Genomic DNA, 23,323 nt, shown 5'->3' on the forward strand with positions numbered 1-23,323 from the left:
AGGCGGGTCAGCCGTAAGGCTGATGTTTCGCAGCCGTGCCTCCTCCTCGCGTATCCCTTCAGGCACCGTTCGCGAGCGCCCGGCTGGGGCAAGAGGCGGGAGTGGGTCAGTCGACCGGGGCAGCAGCAGCAGCGAACTGCGACTGGTACAGCTTGGCGTAGGCACCCTCGGCGGCGAGCAGCTCGTCGTGGCTGCCTTGTTCGACGATGTCACCGTGCTCCATCACCAGGATGATGTCGGCATCGCGGATCGTGGACAGCCGGTGAGCGATGACGAAGCTGGTCCGCCCCACCCGGAGCGCGTTCATCGCCTCCTGGACGAGTACCTCGGTGCGGGTGTCCACCGAGCTGGTGGCTTCATCCAGGATGAGGATCGGCGGGTCGGCGAGGAATGCCCGCGCGATGGTGAGCAGCTGCTTCTCCCCCGCGCTGACGGCGGTGCCGTTGGTGCCCTCATCGTCGAGCACCGTGTCGTACCCGTCGGGCAGCGTGCGCACGAACGGGTCCACGTGGGTGGCCTCCGCGGCCTGCAGCAGGCGCTCGGTGGGGACCTCTTGGTGCGCGCCGTAGCTGATGTTCTCCGTGACCGTGCCGCCGAAGAGCCAGGTGTCTTGCAGCACCATGCCGATCTTGCTGCGCACGTCCGCACGGGGCAGATCGCGGGTATCGACGCCATCGATGGTGATCCGGCCGTCGATCACGTCGTAGAACCGCATGATCAGGTTGACCAACGTGGTCTTGCCCGCTCCGGTGGGGCCCACGATCGCCACCGTCTGACCGGGTTCGGCCACGAAGGACAGGTCCTCGATCAGCGGCTTGTCCGGGAGGTAGGAGAATTTCACGTGCTCGAACGCGACCCGGCCCCTGACCTCGCCCAGGCGCGCCGGGGTGACCGGGTCACCCGACTCCTCCTCAGCGTCGAGCAGGTCGAACACCCGCTCGGCCGAGGCGGCTCCGGACTGCACCATGTTCATCAACGAGGCGATCTGGGTGATCGGCTGGGAGAACTGGCGGGAGTACTGCACGAACGCCTGCACGTCACCCAAGGACATCGTTCCCGACGTGATCCGCACCGCGCCGAGCACGGCGATGACCACATAGCCGATGTTGGAGATCCAGCCCATCACCGGCTGGATCGTTCCGGTGATGAACTGTGCCTTGAACGAGGCGGTGTACAGCTGCTCGTTCTCCCGGCGGAAGGTCGCCACCGCGTGCTTCTGCTGGCCGAACACGGTGACCAGGTCATGCCCGGTGTACATCTCTTCCACGTGCGCGTTCACCGTGCCGGTGCGCTTCCACTGCTCCACGAACTGGGGTTGGGAACGTTTCGCGATCTGGGACACCACGACGGCGGAGATCGGGATGGTCACGACCGCCACCAGGGCGAGCTGCCAGGAGATCCACAGCATCATGCCGAGCACACCGATCACGGTGAGCACCGAGGTGATCAGCTGGGAGAGGATCTGCTGCACGCTCTGGGCGATGTTGTCGATGTCGTTGGTCACCCGGGAGAGCACCTCGCCGCGGGCCTGTCGGTCGAAGTAGCGCAGCGGAAGGCGGGCCAGCTTGGTCTCCACCCGCTCACGCAGCCGGTACACGGTCTGCTGCACCACGGTGGTGATGATCCGGCCCTGCAGCCAGGTGAACAGGAACGCACCGATGTAGACGACGAACACCACGGCCAGACTGGACGCCAACCGGTCGAAGTCGACGCCCTGCCCGGGCACCACGTTCGGCATTCCGGTCAGCGTGTCGGCAAGGGTGTCCCGGCCGGCGGCGCGCAGCGCTTCGATGGTCTCCGCGCGGGTCATCGACGGATCGAGCATCGCCCCGACCACACCGTCGAAGATGACGTTCGTCGCGTTGCCGAGCAGCTTCGGCCCGACCACCATGCCGGCCGTGGCGAGGAGGCCGAAGACCACCGCGGTGATGATCCGCACGCCCTCCACGCGCAGCTCGGTCACCATCCGGCGCAGCGTGCCAGCCAGGTCGGAGGGCTTCTCCGCCGGCATACCTGCACCACCGCCGGGGCCATGCCCCCGCGGCGCGCGGGCTGCGGCAGAGCTGTCGGCCTTCAGCTCGGAGTCGTCGGCCTTCTCCCCTGCGGTCGGGTCGTGCTGCTCGGTACTCATGAGGCCTCCTGAGCGGTGAGCTGGGAGGAGACGATCTCCTGATAGGTCTGATTGCCGTCAAGCAGCTCGGCGTGCGTGCCCCGGCCGACCAGCCGGCCGTGCTCAAGCACCAGGATCTGGTCGGCGTCGCGGATGGAGGCGACCCGTTGGGCCACCACGATCACGCTGGACTGGCGGGTCTGCGGTTTCAAGGCGGCCCGCAGTGCCGCGTCGGTGGCGTAGTCCAGGGCGGAGAAGGAGTCGTCGAACAGGTAGACCGCAGGGCGCCGCACCAGCGCACGGGCGATCGCCAGGCGCTGACGCTGCCCCCCGGAGACGTTGGTGCCACCCTGCGCGATCGGGGCGTCCAGAGCGCCGTCCATCGAGGTGACGAAGTTGGCCGCCTGCGCCACTCGCAGCGCCTGCCAGAGCTCCTCGTCGGTGGCGTCCTCACGCCCGTAACGCAGGTTGGAGGCGACCGTGCCGGTGAACAGGTACGGCCGCTGCGGTACCAGTCCGATGATCTGCTGCATCAGCTCGGGGTCGAAGTCGCGCACATCCACACCGTCGATGCTGATCGAGCCACTGGTGGCGTCGAACAGCCGAGGCACCAGCGTGACCAGCGTGGTCTTCCCGGCTCCGGTGGAGCCGATGATTGCCGTGGTCTGCCCAGGTTCGGCGGTGAAGCTCAGCTCCTCGATCACCGGCTCCTCGGCGCCGGGGTACTTGAACGAGACTCCGGTGAAGCGGACCTGCCCATGCAGCGCCTCCGGGCGCTGCGCCCGCTCCGGTGGCAGCACAGTGGGTTCGGAGGACAGCACCTCCATGATCCGCTCGCTGGAGACGGCCGCCCGCGGGGCGAACATGAACATCATCGTGGAGATCATCACGGCCATCATGATGAACATCAGGTAGCTGAGGAAGGCGATGATCGAACCGACGTCGGCCGCCCCTTCCTCGACCCGGTGGCCACCGAACCAGATCACACCGATCGAGCCGATGTTCACGATCAGCATCACCAACGGCATCGCAAACGCCATCACTCGGCCGACCTTGACCGAGACCTTCCGCAGATCGGCGTTCGCGCGCTCGAAGCGCACCGCCTCCGCACCCTCCTTGACGAAGGCACGCACCACCCGGATTCCGGTGATCTGCTCGCGGAGCACGCCGTTGATCGCGTCCAGCCGCTTCTGCATCGCGCGGAAGAACGGCACCATCCGCCAGGCGACGACGGCCATCGTCCCGCCGAGCACCGGCACCACGGCCACCAGCAGCAAGGAGAGGCCCGGATCCTGGTTCACCGCCATGATCACCCCGCCGATCAGCATGATCGGCGCCATGATGATCACGGTCATGCCCATGAACACGAACATCTGGACCTGTTGCACATCGTTGGTGGACCGGGTGATCAGCGACGGTGTCCCCACCTGGGTCATCTCCTGGGTGGAGAAGTCCATCACCCGGGTGAACAGGCCCTCGCGCACGTCCCGGCCGAGCGACATCGCGGTACGGGCACCGAAGTAGATCGCCACGACGTTGGTGAGCGCCTGCACAGCGCTGATAGCCAGCATCAGGCCACCGGTGCGCCAGATCAGGTCGACGTCACCGGTGACTACACCCTCATCGATGATTTGGGCGTTCAGCGTGGGGAGGTACAGCGCAGCGAGGGTCTGCACGAACTGCAGGACGCAGACGAGCAGGACCTCCGTGCGATACGGCCGGAGGTATCGCCGGATCAGTTGGAGCACATAGCGAAACTACACCGCGTCAGATACCCGGTACCAAGCGCATTAGCCGAATTGAGCTACTGATTCGCTGACGGCGGAACGTCCCCGTCGTCGGCAGGACGCTGTCCCGCGGACGCACTCGGGTCGAACGGTGCACCGGAGCTCTCCCCCGCCTGGGTCGCCTCCGCGGTGGCCTCCGAGGCCTGGCCGCGAGCCTCCCGCAGCGCCTCTGCCGGGTCCTGCAGCGAGGTCTCCGGCAGCTGCACGTCGAGGGCGTCGAGGTGGTCCGGGGTCTGCACCGAGGGACGGTTGCCGCCACCATCGCCGGAACCGCGGCCACCGGTGGGGGCGCCGCCGGAGGGTTCCGGTCCGAAAGCGGAGGTGATCGAGCCGAGCGCGGCGGTGAACTCGGTGGGAATGACCCAGAGCTTGGAGGAGGTGCCGTTGGCGATCTCCGGCAGCATCTGCAGGTACTGGTAAGCCAGCAGCTTCGGGTCCGCATCGCCGCGGTGGATCGCATCGAAGACCTGCAGGATCGCCCGGGACTCACCCTGAGCTTTGAGGATCGAGGCCTGGGCCTGACCTTCGGCGGTGAGGATCGCCGACTGCTTCTCGCCCTCGGCGGTGAGGATCGCGGACTGCTTGACACCTTCGGCGGTGAGGATGGCGGCGCGTCGGTCCCGCTCGGCGCGCATCTGCTGCTCCATCGCGCCCTGCACGCTCGGCGGCGGGTCGATCGCCTTCAGCTCCACCCGGTTCACCCGGATCCCCCACCGCCCGGTGGCCTCGTCCAGCACACCACGCAGCTGTCCGTTGATCTGGTCACGGCTGGTCAGCGTCTGCTCCAGGTCCATCGACCCGATGATGTTACGGATGGTGGTGACGGTGAGCTGCTCGATCGCCTGGATGTAGTCGGCGATCTCGTAGGTGGCGGCCTTGGGGTCGGTCACCTGGTAGTAGACGACCGTGTCGATGCTGACCACCAGGTTGTCGGAGGTGATCACCGGCTGTGGCTGGAACGGGACCACCCGTTCACGCAGGTCCACCCCAGCACGGATCCGGTCGATGAACGGAATGAGGAAATGCAGACCCGCGTACATCGTGGACTGGTACCGGCCCAGCCGTTCGATGATCAGGGCACCCGCCTGGGGCACGATCCGGATCGAGCGTGAGATCGCGACGATGACGAAGATCGCCACCAGCGCGATGATGATGAAGCCGATGATCTGTCCGGGACTGTCCACGTGCTCGGTCTCCTCGTCTCTGCCAGCGGATCCTTCGCCGGTGCTCTGAGTCTACGGGGGATGGGTGACGGCGGGTGCCGCGGCCTGCCTCAGTGGCCGGAGGCCGCGGGCGGGTAGGGCTGGTCCGGTCCGGTGTAGCCGTAGGGCTGGCTCGGGTCGGCGACCGCCTGAGGACCGACGATCGCCGTGGCTCCGTCGATCCGCAGCACGGTCACCGTGCTCCCGGTCGGCAGCATCACACCGGCCTGCTCGATCCGGGCGGTCCACACCTCACCGTGCAGCTTGACCCGTCCGGCTCGGTCGGTCACGTCCGAGACCACTGTCGCACTGCGCCCGATCTGCGCGTCCACTCCGGTCTTCGCGTCCGGGGTGGAGGTCTTGAGCTTGGCCAGCGCCCAGGGCCGGACCCCGAACAGCAGCAGCACCGCGACCACGGCGGCCACCAGCAGCTGCACCCAGAACGGCAACCCGAGAGCACCGGCCACGGCGGCGGCCACGGCACCACCAGCGAGCATCAGGAACAGCAGGTCGACGGTGAGCATCTCGACGACCCCGAGCACCAGCGCGGCACCCAGCCACCACAACCAGCCCAGATCCATCCCGATCTCCGTCTCCTCAGGTCAACACCGCGCACGAGCAGGGTCGTCGACACCCTGGTGTCGAGTCTAAAGGAGAACTAAAACGGTCGCGCGGAAATCCCGGAATCGTGCGCATGGCGTGCCTCTGCGGTGAGGTCGCCGGCTGCTCGGGCGGACCAGCGCTGACCGTAACGCTGCACATCCAGCTCCAGCCCGAAGGTGCGGGAGAGGTGCTCCGGGGTGAGCGACTGCTCCAGCGGCCCGGCAGCGACCACCTGGCCCTCCCGGAGCAGCATGGCATCGGTGAACCCTGGCGGGATCTCCTCGACGTGGTGGGTGATCAGCACCAGGACAGGAGAGGCGAGGTCTCCGGCCAGCTCGCCGAGGGCACCGACCAGCTCTTCGCGCCCACCGAGGTCGAGCCCGGCGCCCGGCTCGTCCAGGATCAGCACCTCCGGGTCGGTCATCAGGGCGCGGGCGATCTGCACCCGCTTGCGCTCTCCCTCGGACAGGCTGCCGAAGTACCGGTCCTCGAAGGCCGCGACACCGAAGGCGGCGAGCAGGTCCCGGGCGCGGGCGGTGTCCAGGTCCTCATACGATTCCCGCCACCGACCGGTCACTCCGTAGGAGGCGGTGAGCACGACGTCGAGCACCCGCTCCCCGCCGGGGATCCGGTCGGCCAGTGCGGCGCTGGCCAGGCCCACCATCGGGCGCAACTCGAACACGTCCACGGCGCCGAGCCGCTCACCGATGATCTCCACTGTGCCGCTGGTGGGGTGCATCCGCGCGGCGGCGAGCTGCACCAGAGTGGTCTTGCCAGCCCCGTTCGGCCCGAGCACCACCCACCTCTCGCCCTCGTCGACCGACCACGACACCTGGTCCAGGATGGTCTTCTTGCCGCGTCGTACCGTCACGTCGTCGAACTGGAGCACGTCTCCCATAGCCCCTGAGCCTACGGCACTTGCCAGCCGACCAGACCCGCCCCGGACCGCACCACCAGAGCGCCCGGGACCAACCGGACGAGCGCGTTGCGCACCTGCTGCGGCCAGCCGCCGCGAAGGTCGGCACCGAACCGCGCCATCAGCAGGGCCTGCCGGGCGATCGCCGTGCACCGGGGGCGGCGCTCGGCGTCGAAACCGGCCAGCGCTGCCGCCAGTGCGGCTGGTCCGGTGCCGGCGGCATCGACCAGACTGCCCAGAGTGGCACCGTCCTCGAGCGCCGTGGCCGCCCCTTGGCCCATGGTCGGCAGGGCACCATGGGCCGCATCGCCGACCAGGACGGTGCGTTCCCGGGTGTAGCCGGGCAGTGCGGGCGGGAGGTGGTACACGTCGTGCCGCATCAGGTCTTCCGGCCGGGTGCGGGCGATCACGCTGTGCACCAGCGGGGCGAAGCTGGCGAACCGGTCGGTCACCGCGGCGTGCTCATCGGCGACGTGCCGGCCCTCGTCCTGGCGCACGTATCCGTACCAGTACACCTGGGTGGGGCTGATCCGCATGATGCCGAACTCCGCTTCCGGGCCCCACAGCTCCACCAGAGGCGCGGGCAGGGATGCGTCGGTGAGCAGTCCGCGCCAGCTACTGGATCCGGAGTAGGCGGCGCGAGCATGCGGGTACAGGGCGCTACGCACGGAGCTGAACATCCCGTCGGCACCGACCAGCAGGTCGGTGCTGAGCTGCTGCTCACCGTCGGCGCCGGTCCAGCGCAGCTGCGCCGGCCGGCCGTTCCGCTGACCAGGGTCCACGGAGCTCACCCCGGCGCCGGGGACCAGCTCCACCCCGGCGGCGAGGGCCTGAGCCAGGAGCAGACCGTGCAGGCGCTGCCGGTGCACGCCCCAGACCGCAGCGACGTCACGCCCCGGCCTCGGCGCCGGGATCCGCAGTAGTGCTCGCCCACTCTGGTCCCGGAAACCGGAGCCGTATCCCGCCGTGCCCAGCTCGTCGATCTCTGCCTCGGTGGCACCCAGAGCGCGCAGCGCGGTGATGCCGTTGGTCGGCAGCGCGACGGCGGTGCCCACCTCGGAGAAGTCGCTGTGGGCTTCCAGCACCCGCACCTGCCGACCTGCCCGGGCCAGGCCGCAGGCAGCGGCCAGGCCCGCGATACCGCCGCCGACGACGACGGCGGGAGCGGCAATGGTCACGTCACCTCCCGTAGGGGCTCCATCGTGCCACCGCCCGGCTCGGCGCGATACGTTCAGCCGGTGAGTATCGAACTGCCTCGGAGCGTGCTGACCGCCCTGTGGCTGGACGCGCTGTACCGCGGGTCCGGGGACCTGGCGGACGCCGTGGTGGCGATCCAGGGCGAGGATGAGCCACACAGCACCACCGACGGTGGCACGTTGACCGACCTGCTGACCACGCTGAGCACTGCGGCCGGGATCGAGGTGGTGCACGCGGCGCTGCCGGTGCCCGGAGCGGCCGGAGTACCCGCCGACGCTGCCGAACCGGCACTGGCCGCCGGGGAGGCGGTGCTGGTCCGCGCTGCCGGCGGGCAGACGAGGACTGCAGTACCCCTGGTGACGGAGTTCGGTTCCGCCTGGGAACCCGGCGCGATGGTGACCTGGCAGCTCAGCGTGAGCTCCGCCGTCGTGAGCATGCCGGACTCTCTCGGTGAGGCACGGCGAGATCTCACCGAGGCGCTCGAGCTGGCGATCGAGGCCCTCACCCAGATGGACGTGGCCCGCTGGCGGGAGGAGGCGGCCACCGAGATCGCCTCGCTCGCCTCCGCCGAGGTACCGGCGACGATCGCCGGCGTGCTGCCCCCGCAGCTGGACACCCGGGCCCGGGACCTGCTGGTCCGCGCCGCCCGCCTGCAGGCGATCGTGGAGCTGGCCACCGAGGACGACGGCGCCGCGGTGAACGTGTGGCAGGCGGATCAGCGGGCCGCAGCGATGCGGCATGTGGGCAGCACCGCCCGGCGGGCGATGATGGCCGCGACGGTCAGCGCACGCTGACCCGCCCGGTCACTGCCCGAGCACGTCGCGATAGACGGCCAGGGTGCGCTCGGCGATCGAGTCCCAGGCGAAGTGCTCCTCGGCGCGGGCCCGCCCGGCGGCGCCCATCGCCGCGGCCCGGGCCGGATCGCTGGTCAGCTCGGTGAGCGCGGCGGCCAGGTCGGCGACGAACCGGTCCGGATCCAGCGGGGTGCCGGTGCCGTCACTCAGCTGCTCCAGCGGGACCAGCAGCCCGGTGGTGCGATCGTCGACCACCTCGGGGATGCCCCCGGTGGCCGAACCGACCACAGCGGTGCCGACGGCCATCGCCTCCAGGTTCACGATGCCCAACGGTTCGTAGATCGAGGGGCAGACGAACACGGTGGCCACCGCCAGCAGAGCGGTCACCTGCTCCCGGGGAAGCATCTCGGAGATCCATACCACCCCGGTGCGGCGGGTCTGCAGCTGCTCCACCCCGGCGCTGACCTCAGCGGCCAGCTCGGGCGTGTCCGGGGCGCCGGCGCAGAGGATGAGCTGCACGTCCTCCGGCAGCGACTCGGCGGCGGCAAGCAGGTAGGGCAGGCCCTTCTGCCGGGTGATCCGGCCGACGAAGATCACCGCAGGGCGCTCGGGGTCGATTCCGTGCGCGGCGGCCACCCGGGTGATGGTCGCCTCGTCCGGGCGCTGCCAGGCGGCCAGATCGATGCCGTTGTGCACGACGACGACCTTCTCCGGATCGATCTGGGGATAGGCGTGCAGGATGTCGGCGCGCATCCCCGCACTGACGGCAATCACCCGGGCGGCCCCCTCATAGGCGGTGCGCTCGGCCCAGCTGGAGAGCGCGTACCCGCCGCCGAGTTGTTCGGCCTTCCACGGCCGGAGTGGTTCCAGGCTGTGTGCGGAGAGCACGTGCGGGATGTCGTTCAGCAGCCCGGCCAGATGCCCGGCGAGGTTGGCGTACCAGGTGTGCGAGTGCACCAGGTCCGCGCCGGCCACGTCCGCGGCGATGCGCAGGTCGACGCCGAAGGTGCGCAGCGCGGGATTGGCCTCGGACAGGTCGGCGGGTTCGGAGTAGCCGGTGACGTTCGGCGTACCCGGGCGCGGTCCGTCGAAACAACGCACCTGGACGTCGATGTGCCGGGCGAGCACAGCGGACAGCTCCGCGACGTGCACCCCGGCCCCGCCATACACGTGCGGGGGAAACTCGCGGGTGAGGAGGTCCACACGCATCTTCTCGCTCCTTCTGTGCCGAGGTGTCGACGATCACAGCGGATCCACACCGCGATACCGATGGTGTGCTCCGCTCTCTGACTCTATGGTTCAGAGCATGGCAGCACCACGAGTTCTCGCAATCGTTCTGGCCGGCGGTGAAGGCAAGCGGCTGATGCCGTTGACACAGGACCGCGCCAAACCCGCAGTGCCGTTCGGGGGGATCTACCGGCTGGTGGACTTCGCCCTCTCGAACGTGGTCAACTCCGGCTACCTGAAAGTCGTGGTGCTGACCCAGTACAAGTCCCACTCCCTGGACCGGCACGTGGCCAAGACCTGGCGGATGTCCCACCTGCTCGGCAACTACGTGGCCCCGGTACCCGCCCAGCAGCGCGTGGGCAAGAACTGGTTCCTCGGCAGCGCGGACGCCATCTACCAGTCGCTGAACCTGCTGGACGACGAGAAGCCGGACATCGTGGTGGTGGTCGGCGCCGACCACGTCTATCGGATGGACTTCTCCCAGATGGTCTCCGATCACATCGACTCCGGTGCGGAGATGACCGTGGCCGGGATCCGGCAGCCGATCTCTCTGGCCGACCAGTTCGGGGTGATCTCCGCCTCCGAGTCGGACCCGCGGCGGATCGCGGAGTTCCTGGAGAAGCCGACCGACCCACCCGGACTGGCCGACTCGCCCGAAGAAGTGCTGGCCTCGATGGGCAACTACGTGATGAACGCCGATGCGCTGGTGGATGCGGTCACCCGGGACTCCCGGTCGACGATCTCCCGGCACGATATGGGTGGGGACATCGTGCCGTACTTCGTGGACAAGGGGCAGTGCGGCCTGTACGACTTCATCGAGAACGACGTCCCTGGCTCCACCGCCCGGGACCGGGACTACTGGCGGGACGTGGGGACTCTGGACGCCTACTACGACGCCAACCAGGACCTGATCACCGTGGAGCCGGTGTTCAACCTGTACAACAACCAGTGGCCGCTCTACACCGGCTACACGGGCCTGCCGCCAGCGAAGTTCGTGCACGAAAGCGGCGACCGGGTGGGCCATGCCACCGACTCGATCATCTCCCCCGGTGTGGTGGTCTCCGGGGGTGAGGTGAGCTCCTCGGTACTCTCCCCGGACGTGCGGGTGCACTCCTGGTCCCAGGTCTCCGGGTCGGTGCTGATGGACGGGGTACAGGTGGGGCGCCATGCCACGGTCAGCAACGCGATCCTGGACAAGTCGGTGGTGGTGGCCGAAGGAGCCACTGTGGGAGTGGACCGGGAGCTGGATGCCGCCCGTGGCTTCACCATCACCGCCGACGGCGTGACGGTGGTGCCGAAGAACGGGCGCGTGGACGCGCAGTGACCGATCCGGCAGCAGCCCATGGCACGACCCGCTTCCTCCTGGTGCTGGACGTGGACTCCACGTTCATTACCGCCGAGCAGATCGATCTGCTCGCCGCCCATGCCGGCTCCGGCGAGCAGGTGGCCGAGATCACCGCGCGAGCGATGGCCGGTGAGCTGGACTTCGCCGCCTCGCTGACCGAACGGGTGGGCACCCTGGCGGGGGTGGCCGTGGGCGTGCTGGACCAGGTGCGCGCGCAGATCGAGCTCAGCCCGGGTGCCGCTGACCTGGTGGCGGGAGCCCACGCCCGCCACTGGCCGGTGGCCCTGGTCTCCGGAGGGTTTCACGAGATCGTCGATCCGATCGCCGCCGAGCAGCGGATCACCCGGGTGCGGGCGAACCGGCTCGCCGTCGCCGACGGTGTGCTCACCGGCGGGCTCGACGGTCCGATCGTGGACCGGGCCGCGAAGGCGCACTGGTTGCGCACCTTCGCCGCCGAGGAGGGCGTTCCGTTGGCTCGGACGGTCGCGATCGGCGACGGCGCGAACGACCTGGACATGCTCGCTGCTGCGGGTCTGGGGGTCGCCTACTATGCCAAACCGGTGGTGGCGGCCCAGGCGGACGTGGCCATCGACTCCGGGGGGCTGGAGCAGGTACTGGCACTGCTCGGAGCCTAGGGGGCGCTGTGGTCGATGAGCTAGTCGAGCCGGCTGCCGCCGGTCCGCGGCGCCGGCTGCGCTGGCAGCCGTGGCTGACCGTTCCGGCCGTGGTGGCCGCTGTGGTCGTGGCCCTGCTCCCGCACGTCGCAGTGGTCCGGCCCTGGGTGGTGCCCTCGCTGCAGGCCGTCGTTCCGGTGGTGGGCCTCGCGTTGGTGGTGCTCGCCCTGGTGCTGGCGCTGGTGCGCCGCTGGCTGCCGGCGCTCGTTCTGGTCCTCGGCGCGGTGCTCGGTGTGGCCCCGGCCCTGGTCCCGTGGCCGATCGGGACCGGTACCGAGCAGTCCGCCGGCGGCGCAGAGCTGACCATCCTGAGCCTGAACGTCCAGTACGGTCGCGCTGACCGCCAGGCGGTTGTGGACGCGGTGACCAGCCACGATGTGGACGTCCTGGTGCTGCTGGAGGCCGATGAGGCGTTGCTGGCCGACCTCGCGGCGCTCGGCCTGGCCGGCCAGCTGCCGCACCGGACGGAGCCGATCGCCTCCGGCGGGGCGGCCGGGAGCGCCATCCTCTCCGCCCACCCGCTCCAGCTCGAGGGTCGGATCCGCCTGCCGGAGGGGGTGGCTCAGTTCGACCAGCCGGTCGCCGTCGTCGAGCACCCGGAGCTGGGACCGGTCCGGGTGGCCGCGGTACATCCGGTACCCCCGATCGATGCCGTGGCTTCGTGGCAGGCGAGCTTGCGCGGGCTGGACGACTGGCAGGCCACCCACGCCGACCTTCCTCTGCTGCTGGCCGGGGACTTCAACGCCGGGTACCCGCACCCGCAGTTCCGGGCGATCGCCGCGGACCTGACCGATACCGCCTCGTTGGCCGGTCCGCTCCCCCGGCCGACCTGGCCGCTGGGTGCCCGGGTGCCCGCGTTCACCGCGATCGATCACGTGCTGGTGCGTGACCTGGTCCCGGTCGGCTGGGAGCAGGTCACCGTGCCCGGTACCGACCACCGCGGCATTGTGGCCACCGTGACGTCGGCCGCGGCGGATTGACCGGAGCCGCTGATATTTTCTCGCGACAACAGGCAGCTCCTGTGACAGGCTCACCAAGGCCCTGGGAGGTACCGTGCCCCGTCTTGTCATGACCGCCATGCCCGCCGCCGGCCATGTCAACCCGAGCGCCCCACTGATCGGCGAGCTGGTCGAACGTGGCGTGGACGTGGCCTACTACGCCACCGAGGAGTTCCGCCCCCTGGTCGAGCGGCTGGGCGCCGAGTTCTGCGCCTACCCGGAGCGGACGATCTCCTCCGGCGTCATTGCCGAGGCCACGAGAGATGGCGGCCCGCCCAAGGTCGCCCAGCGGCTCTTCGAATCGACACGCCTGGTGGTGCCCTTCCTGCAGGCCGAGCTGCGTGATCGCCCACCCGGGGCAGTCATGTTCGATTCCAACGCCCTGTGGGGACGGATCGTGGCGACGAGCCTCGGACTCCCAGCCATCTCGTTGATGACCACGATGCGGATCGGCGCCTCCGAACTACGCGCACTGAGCGCACGTGAGTCGCTGCCGCTGATCCGGGAGACCTTCGCCGCCCTGCCGGGACTGCTCCAGGCCAGACGTCGCCTCCGACGCGACGTCGGTGCTGGGCTGCTCCCGCCCAGTCCGATCTTGCCGGCGCAGGGTGATCTGACGATCTTTCCCCTGCCGGAGTGGATGCAGCCGGACAGCGATCGGAACGATCCCACGTGCCACTACGTCGGCCCGTCGATCGCTACCGACACGCGCACAGAAGAGGCCGATAGCCCACTGCGGGAGCTCCTGCGCCGCAACGAGCCACTGGTCGTGGTCTCGCTCGGCACGCTGCACAGTGGCGGCGAGGACTTCTTCCGTTCTTGCGTCGAGGCGTTCGCAGCGCTGCCAGCGACCGTGCTGCTGGTCGTAGGCCGGCGCACCGACCCGCCGGCTCCCGAATCACTACCGCCCAACGTCGCAGTACGCTCCGTCGTACCGCAGCTGGAGGTCCTTCAGCATGCCGCGGTGTTCGTGACGCACGGTGGAATGAACAGTGTGCTCGAGGCGCTCCAGCTCGGCGTACCGATGGTGATCATCCCGCAGCAGGTCGAACAGCTGTGCATCGGAGCGGCAGTAGCCGACCGGGGCGCAGCGATCGTGCTCCGGCACCACCTCCACGGGCGAAAGATCGGCGCCGAGGAGCTGCGCACAACCGTCCGGGCGCTGCTCAGCCGCAAGTCCTACCGTGCCGGGGCGAAAGCCCTGGAGCAGTCCTTGCACACGGGTGGCGGCGCCGCAGCGGCCGCCGACCAGATCGAACGCCTCCTCCCGGGTGCGGCGCCTTCGGCTGACTAGCCGCGGCAGGTCGCCAGTGCGGTGAGTACCCCGCCGTGCCGCTCCAACCGCTGCCACGGTCCGTGGTAGGTGAGCAGCGCGGCGGTGGCGGTGGACATCCCGGTGCGCACCCGCAGGGCCGCCGCCTCTTGGGAGGACGGTCCAGCCAGATAGTGCGCGACGGCGGAGGTCACCGGCTCGTGCCCGACCACGAGCACCTCGCTCACCTGCTCACTCACCCCGTGCAGCAGGTCGAGGACCTCCTCCAGGTCGGCACCGTAGAGCAGGTCCAGGAACTGGGTGTCGATCGCTTCGGCGGCATCGCCGTAGGCGTTCGCCGCCAGCTCCCAGGTCTGCCGGGCGCGGGTGGCGGTGGAGCACAGCACCAGTTGGGGCACGATGCCGCTCTCTTGCAAGCGCTGCCCGATCGCGCGCGCGTCGGCGCGCCCGTCCAACGTCAGGGTCCGGTCGATGTCGTGGGTGGCGTGGTGTTCAGCCTGGGCGTGCCGGAGCAACGTCAGCCGCTTCGTCGGAGCCTCGAAGTCACTCATGTCTCTAGAGTCCCATGGCATGCACGCCACCGTCGACGTGAACGATCTCCGCGGTCGTGGCCGGTAGCCAGTCCGAGAGCAGCGCGACGATCGTCCGGGCGGTCGGCTCGGTGTCCGAGACGTCCCAGCCGAGCGGGGCACGGTCTGGCCAGCCGCCCTCCATCTCCTCGAACCCGGGGATCGACTTGGCAGCCGTAGTGCGCAGTGGCCCCGCGGAAACAAGGTTCACCCGGATACCTTCCGGGCCCAGGTCCCGGGCCAGATAGCGGGCGGTGGACTCGAACGCCGCCTTGGCTACCCCCATCCAGTCGTAGACCGGCCAGGCGTACTGCGCGTCGAAGGTCAGACCGACCACGGAGGAGCCGCGGCCCAGCAACGGCTGAGTGGCCACGGCGAGCGACTTGAGCGAGTAGGCCGAGACCTGCAGGGCCGTCGCCACGTCCGGCCACTCGCCGGACAGGAAGTTGCCACCCATCACGCTCTGCGGAGCGAAGCCGATCGAGTGCACCACCCCGTCGAGGTGGTCGACGTGCTCACCGACCCGGTCGGCCAGAGCCGCCAGGTCATCGGCGTCGGTGACGTCCAGCTGTACCACCGGCGCCGGCTGCGGCAGACGGCGGGAGATCGCCTGGGTGAGCTTGAGCTGGCGTCCGAAGGAGGACAGCACCACCTGGGCGCCTTGCTCCTGTGCCAGCCTGGCCACGGTGAACGCGATGGAGCTTTCCATCAGTACCCCGGTGACGAGGATCTTCTTCCCGTCCAGCAGACCCATCTGTTGTGCCTTCCTCTCGTGATGAACAGGTGCGGTTCAGTGCCCCATGCCCAGTCCGCCGTCGACCGGGAGCACTGCCCCACTGATGTAGCCGGCCTGCTCCGAAGACAGGTAGGTGACGGCGTCGGCGACGTCGGCCACCTGCCCGAACCGGGCGGCCGGGATCGAGGCGAGGTACTGCTTCTGGGTGGCCTCGGGCAGCTCCTGGGTCATCGCGGTCTCGATGAACCCCGGGGCCACCACGTTCGCGGTGATGCCGCGCGCGCCCAGCTCCCGGGTGACCGAGCGGGCGATGCCCACCAGCCCGGCTTTCGTGGCCGCATAGTTCACCTGCCCCGGCGAGCCGTAGAGGCCGACCACCGAGGAGATCAGCACGATGCGCCCACCCCGGCGGCGGATCATGCCCTTGGTCACGCGGCGCACACAGCGGAACACCCCGGTGAGGTTGACGTCCACCACATCGGTGAACTCCTCATCGCTCATCCGCATCACCAGGGTGTCCTTGTTGATGCCGGCGTTCGCCACCAGCACGTCGGTGGGGCCCTGGTGGCCTTCGATCGCGGTGAAGGCGGCGTCGATCGATGATGCCGTGTCCCGCATGTCTCCGACCGCAGCGAACACGCCCTCCGGGGCCTCGCCGCTGCGGGAGATCCCCGCCACCCGGTACCCCTCGGTCATCAGGCGCTGCGCGATCGCGGCCCCGATGCCACGGTTGGCCCCGGTCACCACGGCGGTGCGGGGGGTGGCGTCCTCAGTCACGACAGTGCTCCGTTCCACGTGCTCACCTTTGGCTGCTCGGACACGCTAGCGCGGATTGCCGCCCCGGCGCCGCATCTGCCACGGCGCGGACGCCGAGGTACTCCCAGCGGACGTGCACACGCCCAACTCGGCGTACTCTGGAAAGGTGCCTGAGGTTCACACGATCACCACGGCCGGGCGCCCGCAGAGCGAGCGGTCCCGCGAGAAGATCAGGCGCTACCTGATCACCATGGGGATCCGCACCGCCTGCTTCATCGCGGCGATCGTGACCGAAGGCTGGATACGCTGGGTGTGTGTCGCGCTGGCGGCGGTACTACCGCTGATCGCGGTGCTGCTGGCGAACGCCGGGGGCGACGTCCGGCGGACAGGAGATTCCGTGGTGAACGCCTCCGGGCTGCCGACCGCCGAGAAGCACAGCGAGAGCGACGACGACCCCCCAGGAGCGAACCGATGAACGACCTGATGTGCAGTGCGAAGGGGTGCCGCGAGGTGGCTCTGTGGGCGTTGCGCTGGAACAACCCCACGCTGCACGATGAGCAGCGCCGGAAGACGTGGCTGGCGTGCGAGGACCACCGCGTGCACCTGGAGAACTTCCTGTCCGCCCGCTCGTTCCTGCGCGAAACGATCAGCGTGACGGAACTGCCCCGGGACGCATGAGGAACCGGTATGCGTTCCTGCGCAGCACCAGGTGGCTCGGTATCGCCGCCCTGGTGCTGGCGGTGAGCGTGACCTGTGTGCTCCTCGGGCGCTGGCAGCTGAGCCGGTACGAGACCAAGGCTGACCAGGCCGATCTGGTCACCACCAACTATGACGCCGCACCGGTCCCGGCCACTGAGCTGCTGCCTGGCCCGGAGGCCGCGCTCGTGCACCAGGACACCTGGCGCACCGTGCAGCTGGACGGCGAGTACCTGTCCCCCGGCCTGCTGCTGCCGCAACGTCCGATCGAAGGGTCCGCGGCCGACCATGTGATCGGCGTGTTCGCCGCCGATACGGCGCAGGGCACCTGGTTGTTCGTGGTGGACCGCGGCTGGTATCCGACCGACTCGTTCACCGACCACTCCGCCCAGGCCGAGCTGCCCGAGGGGGAGGTGAGCCTGACCGTGCGCCTGCGGGCCGCCGAACCGGCCAGCGATCGAGACCTCGGACCCGGCCGGCTGCATGCGCTGCACCCGGAGCAGGTGCTGGCCGAGCTGGCGTCGCTCAGCGGTGCCGGCACCGACCTTGAGGACGCGGCACTGGTCACCGGTGCGTACGGCACGCTGGCCACCGAGGTGCCGAGCACCGCCGAACCGCCGGCGCCGCTGCCGCGCCCGTCCACGGACCTGGGCAACCACCTGTCCTACGCGTTCCAGTGGTGGGTGTTCGCCATCGGAGCCTGGGTGGGCTTCGTGGTGCTCGCCCGCCGGGAGGCGGCAGGTCTCGGTGCGGCCCAGCCCGGCGCCGGCGATAGCGATGCGACCACTGGCAGCAGGCCGGCATCGGCCACCGGGCCGCGACGGCGGAGGAGCTTCGCGGACGATGCCGAGGAGGATGCGCTGATCGATGCCCAGCTCGGCGGGCAGCACGCGCAGTCGCTTCAGGCCAGGGACACCAGCTCGAGGTAGGACTCGTTCCACAGGTCTTCGTCGCCGTCCGGCAGCAGCAGCACGCGCTCCGGCTGGAGCGCGGCGACCGCACCTTCGTCGTGCGTGACCAGCACGACGGCGCCGGTGAAGCTGCGCAGGGCGGCGAGGATCTCTTCCCGGCTGGCCGGGTCAAGGTTGTTCGTCGGTTCGTCCAGGAGCAGCACGTTCGCCTGGGAGACCACCAGCAGCGCGAGCGCCAACCGGGTCTTCTCCCCGCCGGAGAGCACCCCGGCGGGCTTGTCCGCATCGTCCCCGGAGAACAGGAACGAACCGAGCACGCTGCGCACCTGGGTGTCGGTCAGGTCCGGCGCGGCAGTGCGCAGGTTCTCTACCACCGTGCGGCTGGTGTCCAGCGTCTCGTGCTCCTGGGCGTAGTAGCCGATCTTCAGCCCGTGGCCGGGCAGCACCTCACCGGTGTCGCTGGGCTCGATGCCGCCGAGCAGCCGCAGCAGCGTCGTCTTGCCGGCACCGTTCAGACCGAGCACCACCACTTTGCTGCCGCGGTCGATGGCCAGGTCCACATCGGTGAACACCTCCTGCGATCCGTAGGACTTGGACAGTCCCTCGGCTCGCAGCGGGGTGCGCCCACAGGGTGCTGGGTCCGGGAAGCGCAGCTTGGCCACCTTGTCCGCGGCCCGCACCTCCTCGAGGCCCGAGAGCATGCGCTCGGCCCGGCGGATCATGTTCTGCGCGGCGACCGCCTTGGTGGCCTTGGCGCGCATCTTGTCCGCCTGGGCCATCAGCGCCGACGCCTTCTTCTCCGCGTTCGCCCGTTCTCGGCGGCGGCGGCGCTCGTCGGTCTCTCGCTGCTCCAGGTAGGCGTCCCAGCCGAGGCTGTACACGTCCAGCACCGACCGGTTGGCGTCCAGGTGGAACACGGTGTTCACGGTCGAACGGAGCAGGCCGGTGTCGTGACTGATCACGATGAACCCACCGGGATAGCTGCCGAGGAACTCCCGCAACCAGGCGATCGAGTCGGCGTCGAGGTGGTTGGTCGGCTCGTCCAGGAGCAGCGTCTCGGAGTCGGAGAACAGAATCCGGGCCAGCTCCACCCGGCGGCGCTGACCACCGGAGAGGGTGCGCAGCGGCTGGCCGAGTACCCGGGTGGGCAGGCCCAGGTTGGAGGTGATCCGGGCCGCTTCGCTCTCTGCGGCCCAGCCGCCCTGGGCGGAGAACTCGGCATCCAGGCGCGTGTAGCGGTCCATCGCCTTCTCCCGCACCGCGTCGTCCTCGCTGGCCATATCGGTCTCGGCGCGACGGATCCGCCGGAGCACCTCGTGCAGGTTGCGTGCGGAGAGCACCCGGTCCCGGGCCAGTTGGTCCAGGTCACCGGTGCGCGGGTCCTGCGGCAGGTACCCGACCGTACCGTTGTTGGTGATCGTGCCGCTGGTGGGCTGTCCTTCGCCTGCGAGCGTCCGGGTCAGGGTCGTCTTCCCCGCACCGTTGCGACCGACCAGGCCGATCCGCATCCCGGCGTCGATGCGAAAGCTCGCCCCGGAGAGGAGCTGACGAGCCCCGATCCGGAGCTCCACGTCTTGCGCACTAATCACTGGTCGCACTCTACCGGCGGGGTGAGGACCGAATGCACAGGAATTTCGGTCCCGGCACGTGAAGTTGCTCGCACTGAGATACTCGGGCCATGACGATCAGCTACCGCCCCTGGCGGGAGGGGGACGAGGTCGCAGTGCGCGAAGCGCTCGGCGACCCGGACACCCCACAGTCAGCCCTGGACCGCCCTCTGCTCGGTCCGGACGCCGCCGACCCGTGGCGCCGGTGCCTGGTCGCCGTCGAGGGCGAGCAGGTCGTGGCCGCTGCCGCGGTCAGCGAGGCCCGGCTCCACCCCACCCGGTTATGGCTGTACGTGGAGGTAGCGGCCAGCCACCGGCGTCAGGGCATCGGTACGGAGCTGGTACGGCGTCTACGCGAGGAGGAAGCGCCGTCGGGGGTGCGGGCTGTACGCAGCCGGTACACCGGTGCGGCCACCGCGGCGGCGGGCTTCGCCGCTGCCCTGGGGATGGCCCAGATCCAGCAGAGCAAGATCGTACGCATCCCGGCGGGGATACTGCCCGAGCCGATGCTCGGGCCGGCCGGCCCGGTGCTGGAGGACCTGGCCACAGGCAGCGTGGAACTGACCAAGCTGGTGGCGGCCTACTACGACGAGGTGCACTCCTCCTGGGACCCGTCCGAGATGACGCTGGGCCGGGCACAGGACCTGCTCCTCGCCCCGCAGACAGGTGCCCACGGTGCTGTGGTGCTGCGGGACCGGGCCAGCGAGCTGGGTGGGCGCATGCTGGCGTTCGCGGTCTCCTATCCGCCGGCACCCGCGGAAGGCGAGGAGTCGGCGCCGCGGCCGGAGACCGAGCTGCTGGTCGGGTATGCCACCGAGCTGGCGGTCTCTCGGGCCCGGGCAGCGGTGCGTCAGCTGCTGGCGATGACCACGGCGCGCTACCCCGTGCAGGTCGAGGTCGACGATGCGATGACCCCGGTGGCCGACGTCGTCGCCGCTCTGGTGAGCGCTGAGCAGGCCGAACTGGTCACCGAGACCACCCTGGTCGCCTCGGACGCGAGCTAGCGCTCAGCCGTTCACGCCGCTCAGACGTTGAAGCCCAGCGCCCGCAGCTGCTCGCGGCCGTCGTCGGTGATCTTCTCCGGGCCCCACGGCGGCATCCAGACCCAGTTGATCCGCATCCCGGCGGTGATGCCTTCGAGCGCTTGCGACGCCTGGTCCTCGATCATGTCGGTGAGCGGGCAGGCGGCCGAAGTCAGCGTCATGTCGATGACGGCCTCGTTCGTCTGGTCGATAGTCACGCCGTAGACCAGGCCCAGGTCGACGACGTTGATCCCCAGCTCGGGGTCGATCACGTCGCGGAGGGCTTCTTCCACATCGGCGGCAGTGGGTACCGCGGTGACGTCGTTGGTGGTGTCAGTCATCGTTGTTCATCCCGTTCTTCTCCTGGGCGGGCGCCTTGGGTGAGTGCGTGTGCGAGGGCGTCCCGCAGAGCCATCCAGCCGAGCAGGGCGCACTTGATCCGGGCCGGGTACTGCGCCACACCGGTGAAGGCGGCTGCATCTCCCAGCATCTCATCCTGCTCGGCCGAGAGCGAGCGGCCGCGGTTGTTCATCAGTGCCCGGAAGGTTTCCGCCAGCTGATCCGCCTCGGACACACTCACCTGGCGGACCAGGTCGGTGAGCACGGAGGCGGAGGCCTGGGAGATGGAGCAGCCCACTCCCTCCCAGCTGACCTTCTCGATCATCGGGGCAGTGCCGGTGACATCCAGGTGCACCCGCAACCGGATCTCGTCCCCGCAGGTGGGGTTCACCTGGAAGGACTCCCCCGCGTGCGGAGCCACCAGGCCGTAGCCGTGGCGTTCCCGGGCATGGTCCAGGATCACCTGTTGATAGAGCTGGGTCATCGCATCGTTCATCAGGGCCTCCCGAAGAACTGCCGCACCCGGGCGAGGTGCTCAGCGAAGAAGTCGATCTCCTCGATAGTGGTGTGTATCCCGACCGAGGCGCGCGCCGAGGAGTGGGCACCCAGGCGGCGGTGCAACGGCTGGGCACAGTGGTGCCCCACCCGGACGGCGATCCCGGCGGCATCCAGCAGCTGGCCGACGTCATGCGGGTGTACGCCGTCCACGACGAAGGACACCACACCGATCCGCGTCGCCGGGTCGGTGGGGCCGAGGATCCGTACCCCTGGCACATCCCCGACCCGCCGGAGCAGGTGGGTGGTGAGCTCGGCCTCGTGCGCGGCCAACGCCGGCATCCCCAGCTCGGACAGGTAGTCCGCAGCGGCGCCCAGGCCAACGGCTTGAGCGACCATCTGGGTGCCGGCCTCGAACCGGGCCGGCGGCGGGGCGTAGGTGGTCGAGGTCATCGTGACCACCTCCACCATCGACCCGCCGGTGAGCACCGGCGGCATCGCCTCGAGCAGCTCACGTCTGCCGTAGAGCGCGCCGATCCCGGTGGGGCCGAGCATCTTGTGCCCGGAGAAGGCGGCGAAGTCGACGTCCAGGGATCGCACATCCACCGGCAGGTGCGGCACGCTCTGGCACGCGTCCAGCACCACCAGTGCCCCCGCTGCGTGAGCGGCGGCGACCACCTCGGCCACCGGGGAGATCGCGCCGGTGACGTTCGAGACATGGGTGAGGGCTACCAGCGCGGTGCGCTCGGTGATCACGTCCAGGCTGGTGGTGTCGATGCGGCCGTCGTCGGTGACCGTCAGATAGCGCAGGGCGGCACCGGTGCGCGCACACAGCTCCTGCCAGGGCACGAGGTTGGCGTGATGCTCCGCCTCGGTGACCACGACCTCGTCTCCGGGGCCGATCCGCAGCCGCTCGGAGGCCGGTGCGCCGCGCCCGGCGGAGGCGTTCGACATCGCATAGGCGACCAGGTTGATCGCCTCAGTGGCGTTCTTGGTCCAGACCAGCTCATCCGCACCGGCGCCGATGAAGCCGGCGACTGCGGCCCGGGCGTGCTCGTAGGCGTCGGTGGCTTCTTCGGCGAGTGCGTGTGCACCGCGGTGCACGGCCGCGTTCCGGCGCAGGTAGAAGTCCTGCTCGGCGTCGATGACACACTCGGGCTTCTGGCTGGTGGCTGCCGAGTCCAGGTAGACCAGTGGCTGACCGCCCCGGACCGTGCGCTCCAGCAGCGGGAAGTCCGCCCTGACGGCGGCCAGCTCCGCCGCCGTCAGGGTGTGCTCCGCTGTGGTGGACATGCTCAGGCCGGGGTGAGGAAGCGGTCGTAACCCTCGGCCTCGAGCCGGTCGGCCAGCTCTGGGCCGCCCTGCTCGGCCACCCGTCCGTTCACGAACACGTGCACGAAGTCCGGGGTGATGTAGTTCAGGATCCGGGTGTAGTGGGTGATCAGCATGATGCCGACCTCCGTGTTGTCCTTCACCCGGTTCACCCCTTCGGCGACGACGCGCAGGGCGTCCACGTCGAGGCCGGAGTCGGTCTCGTCCAGGACGGCGAACTTCGGCTTGAGCAGCTCCAGCTGGAGGATCTCGTGACGCTTCTTCTCACCGCCGGAGAAGCCCTCGTTCACGTTCCGCTCGGCGAATACCGGGTCCATCCGCAGGTCCTTCATCGTGCCGCGCACGTCGGAGACCCAGTGGCGCAGTGCGGGTGCCTGGCCGTCGATCGCGGTCTTGGCGGTGCGCAGGAAGTTCGAGACGGTCACGCCCGGTACCTCCACCGGGTACTGCATGGCCAGGAACAGGCCGGCGCGGGCGCGCTCGTCCACGCTCATCTCCAGCACGCTCTCCCCGTCCAGCAGCACCTCGCCGCTGGTCACCTGGTACTTCGGGTGGCCGGCGATGGAGTAGGCCAGAGTGGACTTGCCGGAGCCGTTCGGTCCCATGATGGCGTGCGTCTCGCCGCTGTTGATGGTCAGGTCGACCCCACGCAGGATCGGCTTGGCGGTACCGTCCGGAATGGTGACGCTGACGTGCAGGTCGCGGATCTCAAGGGTGGACATACGTTCTCTTCT

Annotated in this window: 24 protein-coding genes; 9 read left to right on the top strand and 15 right to left on the bottom strand. The window is 69.5% G+C overall.

Translation table 11 applies throughout. The features are described from left to right. Window positions 1-106 precede the first annotated feature (106 nt). The 6 genes from FU260_RS14400 to FU260_RS14425 form a co-directional block, all read right to left on the bottom strand. A complete protein-coding gene (locus FU260_RS14400) occupies window positions 107-2,131 on the bottom strand; it encodes an ABC transporter ATP-binding protein (protein ID WP_210418092.1) in 2,025 nt (674 codons plus the stop codon). After that, entirely contained in the window at window positions 2,128-3,858 is a 1,731-nt protein-coding gene (locus FU260_RS14405; protein WP_147917693.1) for an ABC transporter ATP-binding protein, read from the bottom strand. Before FU260_RS14405 ends, FU260_RS14400 begins: the two co-directional genes overlap by 4 nt. 56 nt (window positions 3,859-3,914) lie before the next feature. Continuing rightward, window positions 3,915-5,081: an SPFH domain-containing protein gene (locus FU260_RS14410; RefSeq protein WP_147917694.1), complete on the bottom strand. Its 1,167-nt coding sequence runs from the start codon at window positions 5,079-5,081 to the stop codon at window positions 3,915-3,917. Between the two features lie 89 nt (window positions 5,082-5,170). Then, on the bottom strand, window positions 5,171-5,680 hold the full coding sequence (locus tag FU260_RS14415) for an NfeD family protein (RefSeq protein WP_147917695.1): 510 nt from the start codon (window positions 5,678-5,680) through the stop codon (window positions 5,171-5,173). 77 nt (window positions 5,681-5,757) lie between these two features. Beyond that, window positions 5,758-6,600, bottom strand: a complete 843-nt coding sequence (locus tag FU260_RS14420) for an ABC transporter ATP-binding protein (protein ID WP_147917696.1) — start codon at window positions 6,598-6,600, stop codon at window positions 5,758-5,760. Between the two features lie 11 nt (window positions 6,601-6,611). Continuing rightward, window positions 6,612-7,796 (bottom strand): FAD-dependent monooxygenase, encoded by a 1,185-nt coding sequence (locus tag FU260_RS14425; RefSeq protein WP_235912492.1) that lies wholly within the window; start codon window positions 7,794-7,796, stop codon window positions 6,612-6,614. Window positions 7,797-7,856: 60 nt separating this feature from the next. On the opposite strand from FU260_RS14425, the gene FU260_RS14430 reads away from it, so the two are divergent. Continuing rightward, window positions 7,857-8,609: a hypothetical protein gene (locus FU260_RS14430; protein WP_147917697.1), complete on the top strand. Its 753-nt coding sequence runs from the start codon at window positions 7,857-7,859 to the stop codon at window positions 8,607-8,609. A gap of 9 nt (window positions 8,610-8,618) precedes the next feature. Here FU260_RS14430 and glgA read toward each other — a convergent pair whose 3' ends face one another. Next, window positions 8,619-9,818: a glycogen synthase gene (gene glgA / locus FU260_RS14435; RefSeq protein ID WP_147917698.1), complete on the bottom strand. Its 1,200-nt coding sequence runs from the start codon at window positions 9,816-9,818 to the stop codon at window positions 8,619-8,621. 97 nt (window positions 9,819-9,915) lie between these two features. On the opposite strand from glgA, the gene glgC reads away from it, so the two are divergent. The 4 genes from glgC (at window position 9,916) to FU260_RS14455 (ending at window position 14,147) form a co-directional block, all read left to right on the top strand. After that, entirely contained in the window at window positions 9,916-11,160 is a 1,245-nt protein-coding gene (gene glgC, locus FU260_RS14440) for a glucose-1-phosphate adenylyltransferase (protein ID WP_147917699.1), read from the top strand. After that, window positions 11,157-11,816, top strand: a complete 660-nt coding sequence (gene serB / locus FU260_RS14445; RefSeq protein ID WP_147917700.1) for a phosphoserine phosphatase SerB — start codon at window positions 11,157-11,159, stop codon at window positions 11,814-11,816. Before glgC ends, serB begins: the two co-directional genes overlap by 4 nt. 8 nt (window positions 11,817-11,824) lie before the next feature. After that, window positions 11,825-12,835 (top strand): endonuclease/exonuclease/phosphatase family protein, encoded by a 1,011-nt coding sequence (locus FU260_RS14450; RefSeq protein WP_147917701.1) that lies wholly within the window; start codon window positions 11,825-11,827, stop codon window positions 12,833-12,835. 88 nt (window positions 12,836-12,923) lie between these two features. After that, entirely contained in the window at window positions 12,924-14,147 is a 1,224-nt protein-coding gene (locus FU260_RS14455; RefSeq protein WP_147917702.1) for a macrolide family glycosyltransferase, read from the top strand. On the opposite strand, the gene FU260_RS14460 is transcribed toward FU260_RS14455, so the two are convergent. The 3 genes from FU260_RS14460 to fabG are packed head-to-tail and all read right to left on the bottom strand — an operon-like array spanning window position 14,144 to window position 16,226. Beyond that, window positions 14,144-14,677 carry a SixA phosphatase family protein gene (locus tag FU260_RS14460; RefSeq protein WP_168211779.1) on the bottom strand — a complete coding sequence of 178 codons (534 nt, stop codon included), beginning with the start codon at window positions 14,675-14,677 and terminating at the stop codon, window positions 14,144-14,146. The two genes, FU260_RS14455 and FU260_RS14460, sit on opposite strands and share 4 nt — an antisense overlap. A gap of 4 nt (window positions 14,678-14,681) precedes the next feature. After that, entirely contained in the window at window positions 14,682-15,449 is a 768-nt protein-coding gene (fabI, locus tag FU260_RS14465; RefSeq protein WP_147917704.1) for an enoyl-ACP reductase FabI, read from the bottom strand. Window positions 15,450-15,485: 36 nt separating this feature from the next. Beyond that, entirely contained in the window at window positions 15,486-16,226 is a 741-nt protein-coding gene (gene fabG, locus FU260_RS14470) for a 3-oxoacyl-ACP reductase FabG (protein ID WP_210418093.1), read from the bottom strand. 127 nt (window positions 16,227-16,353) lie between these two features. Here fabG and FU260_RS14475 point away from each other — a divergent pair, with 127 nt between their 5' ends. Genes FU260_RS14475 through FU260_RS14485 form a run of 3 tightly spaced genes read left to right on the top strand, consistent with a single transcriptional unit; the run spans window position 16,354 to window position 17,812 of the window. After that, complete coding sequence (locus tag FU260_RS14475; protein ID WP_147917705.1) at window positions 16,354-16,662, top strand: DUF3099 domain-containing protein; 309 nt, start codon at window positions 16,354-16,356, stop codon at window positions 16,660-16,662. Then, window positions 16,659-16,865 carry a hypothetical protein gene (locus FU260_RS14480; protein ID WP_147917706.1) on the top strand — a complete coding sequence of 69 codons (207 nt, stop codon included), beginning with the start codon at window positions 16,659-16,661 and terminating at the stop codon, window positions 16,863-16,865. Before FU260_RS14475 ends, FU260_RS14480 begins: the two co-directional genes overlap by 4 nt. Further along, window positions 16,862-17,812, top strand: a complete 951-nt coding sequence (locus FU260_RS14485; RefSeq protein WP_147917707.1) for an SURF1 family protein — start codon at window positions 16,862-16,864, stop codon at window positions 17,810-17,812. The genes FU260_RS14480 and FU260_RS14485 overlap by 4 nt, the downstream gene beginning before the upstream one ends. On the opposite strand, the gene abc-f is transcribed toward FU260_RS14485, so the two are convergent. Further along, window positions 17,785-19,383, bottom strand: a complete 1,599-nt coding sequence (gene abc-f / locus FU260_RS14490) for a ribosomal protection-like ABC-F family protein (RefSeq protein ID WP_147917708.1) — start codon at window positions 19,381-19,383, stop codon at window positions 17,785-17,787. The genes FU260_RS14485 and abc-f overlap by 28 nt on opposite strands. 89 nt (window positions 19,384-19,472) lie before the next feature. Here abc-f and FU260_RS14495 point away from each other — a divergent pair, with 89 nt between their 5' ends. Continuing rightward, complete coding sequence (locus FU260_RS14495; RefSeq protein ID WP_147917709.1) at window positions 19,473-20,405, top strand: GNAT family N-acetyltransferase; 933 nt, start codon at window positions 19,473-19,475, stop codon at window positions 20,403-20,405. 20 nt (window positions 20,406-20,425) lie between these two features. Here the strand turns inward: FU260_RS14495 and FU260_RS14500 are convergent, their stop codons facing one another. From FU260_RS14500 to sufC, 4 genes are read right to left on the bottom strand one after another with little or no spacing between them, the layout of a single operon-like run. Beyond that, window positions 20,426-20,764 (bottom strand): metal-sulfur cluster assembly factor, encoded by a 339-nt coding sequence (locus FU260_RS14500; protein ID WP_147917710.1) that lies wholly within the window; start codon window positions 20,762-20,764, stop codon window positions 20,426-20,428. Further along, complete coding sequence (gene sufU, locus FU260_RS14505; RefSeq protein WP_147917711.1) at window positions 20,761-21,258, bottom strand: Fe-S cluster assembly sulfur transfer protein SufU; 498 nt, start codon at window positions 21,256-21,258, stop codon at window positions 20,761-20,763. Before sufU ends, FU260_RS14500 begins: the two co-directional genes overlap by 4 nt. Then, the gene (locus FU260_RS14510; protein WP_147917712.1) at window positions 21,258-22,550 is read right to left on the bottom strand and encodes a SufS family cysteine desulfurase; all 1,293 of its coding nucleotides are present in this window, start codon (window positions 22,548-22,550) and stop codon (window positions 21,258-21,260) included. The genes sufU and FU260_RS14510 overlap by 1 nt, the downstream gene beginning before the upstream one ends. 2 nt (window positions 22,551-22,552) lie before the next feature. Then, window positions 22,553-23,311: a Fe-S cluster assembly ATPase SufC gene (gene sufC / locus FU260_RS14515; protein ID WP_147917713.1), complete on the bottom strand. Its 759-nt coding sequence runs from the start codon at window positions 23,309-23,311 to the stop codon at window positions 22,553-22,555. Window positions 23,312-23,323: the final 12 nt, after the last annotated feature.

Source organism: Ruania zhangjianzhongii, from assembly GCF_008000995.1.
In the GTDB taxonomy this organism is placed as follows: domain Bacteria; phylum Actinomycetota; class Actinomycetes; order Actinomycetales; family Beutenbergiaceae; genus Ruania; species Ruania zhangjianzhongii.

Coding starts and splice junctions, on each gene's coding strand:
- FU260_RS14400 (WP_210418092.1), bottom strand. CDS start 2,131: ATGAGTACCGAGCAGCACGACCCGACCGCAGGGGAGAAGGCCGACGAC.
- FU260_RS14415 (WP_147917695.1), bottom strand. CDS start 5,680: ATGGATCTGGGCTGGTTGTGGTGGCTGGGTGCCGCGCTGGTGCTCGGG.
- FU260_RS14420 (WP_147917696.1), bottom strand. CDS start 6,600: ATGGGAGACGTGCTCCAGTTCGACGACGTGACGGTACGACGCGGCAAG.
- glgA (WP_147917698.1), bottom strand. CDS start 9,818: ATGCGTGTGGACCTCCTCACCCGCGAGTTTCCCCCGCACGTGTATGGC.
- glgC (WP_147917699.1), top strand. CDS start 9,916: ATGGCAGCACCACGAGTTCTCGCAATCGTTCTGGCCGGCGGTGAAGGC.
- FU260_RS14455 (WP_147917702.1), top strand. CDS start 12,924: ATGACCGCCATGCCCGCCGCCGGCCATGTCAACCCGAGCGCCCCACTG.
- FU260_RS14460 (WP_168211779.1), bottom strand. CDS start 14,677: ATGAGTGACTTCGAGGCTCCGACGAAGCGGCTGACGTTGCTCCGGCAC.
- fabI (WP_147917704.1), bottom strand. CDS start 15,449: ATGGGTCTGCTGGACGGGAAGAAGATCCTCGTCACCGGGGTACTGATG.
- FU260_RS14480 (WP_147917706.1), top strand. CDS start 16,659: ATGAACGACCTGATGTGCAGTGCGAAGGGGTGCCGCGAGGTGGCTCTG.
- FU260_RS14485 (WP_147917707.1), top strand. CDS start 16,862: ATGAGGAACCGGTATGCGTTCCTGCGCAGCACCAGGTGGCTCGGTATC.
- FU260_RS14495 (WP_147917709.1), top strand. CDS start 19,473: ATGACGATCAGCTACCGCCCCTGGCGGGAGGGGGACGAGGTCGCAGTG.
- FU260_RS14500 (WP_147917710.1), bottom strand. CDS start 20,764: ATGACTGACACCACCAACGACGTCACCGCGGTACCCACTGCCGCCGAT.
- sufU (WP_147917711.1), bottom strand. CDS start 21,258: ATGAACGATGCGATGACCCAGCTCTATCAACAGGTGATCCTGGACCAT.
- FU260_RS14510 (WP_147917712.1), bottom strand. CDS start 22,550: ATGTCCACCACAGCGGAGCACACCCTGACGGCGGCGGAGCTGGCCGCC.
- sufC (WP_147917713.1), bottom strand. CDS start 23,311: ATGTCCACCCTTGAGATCCGCGACCTGCACGTCAGCGTCACCATTCCG.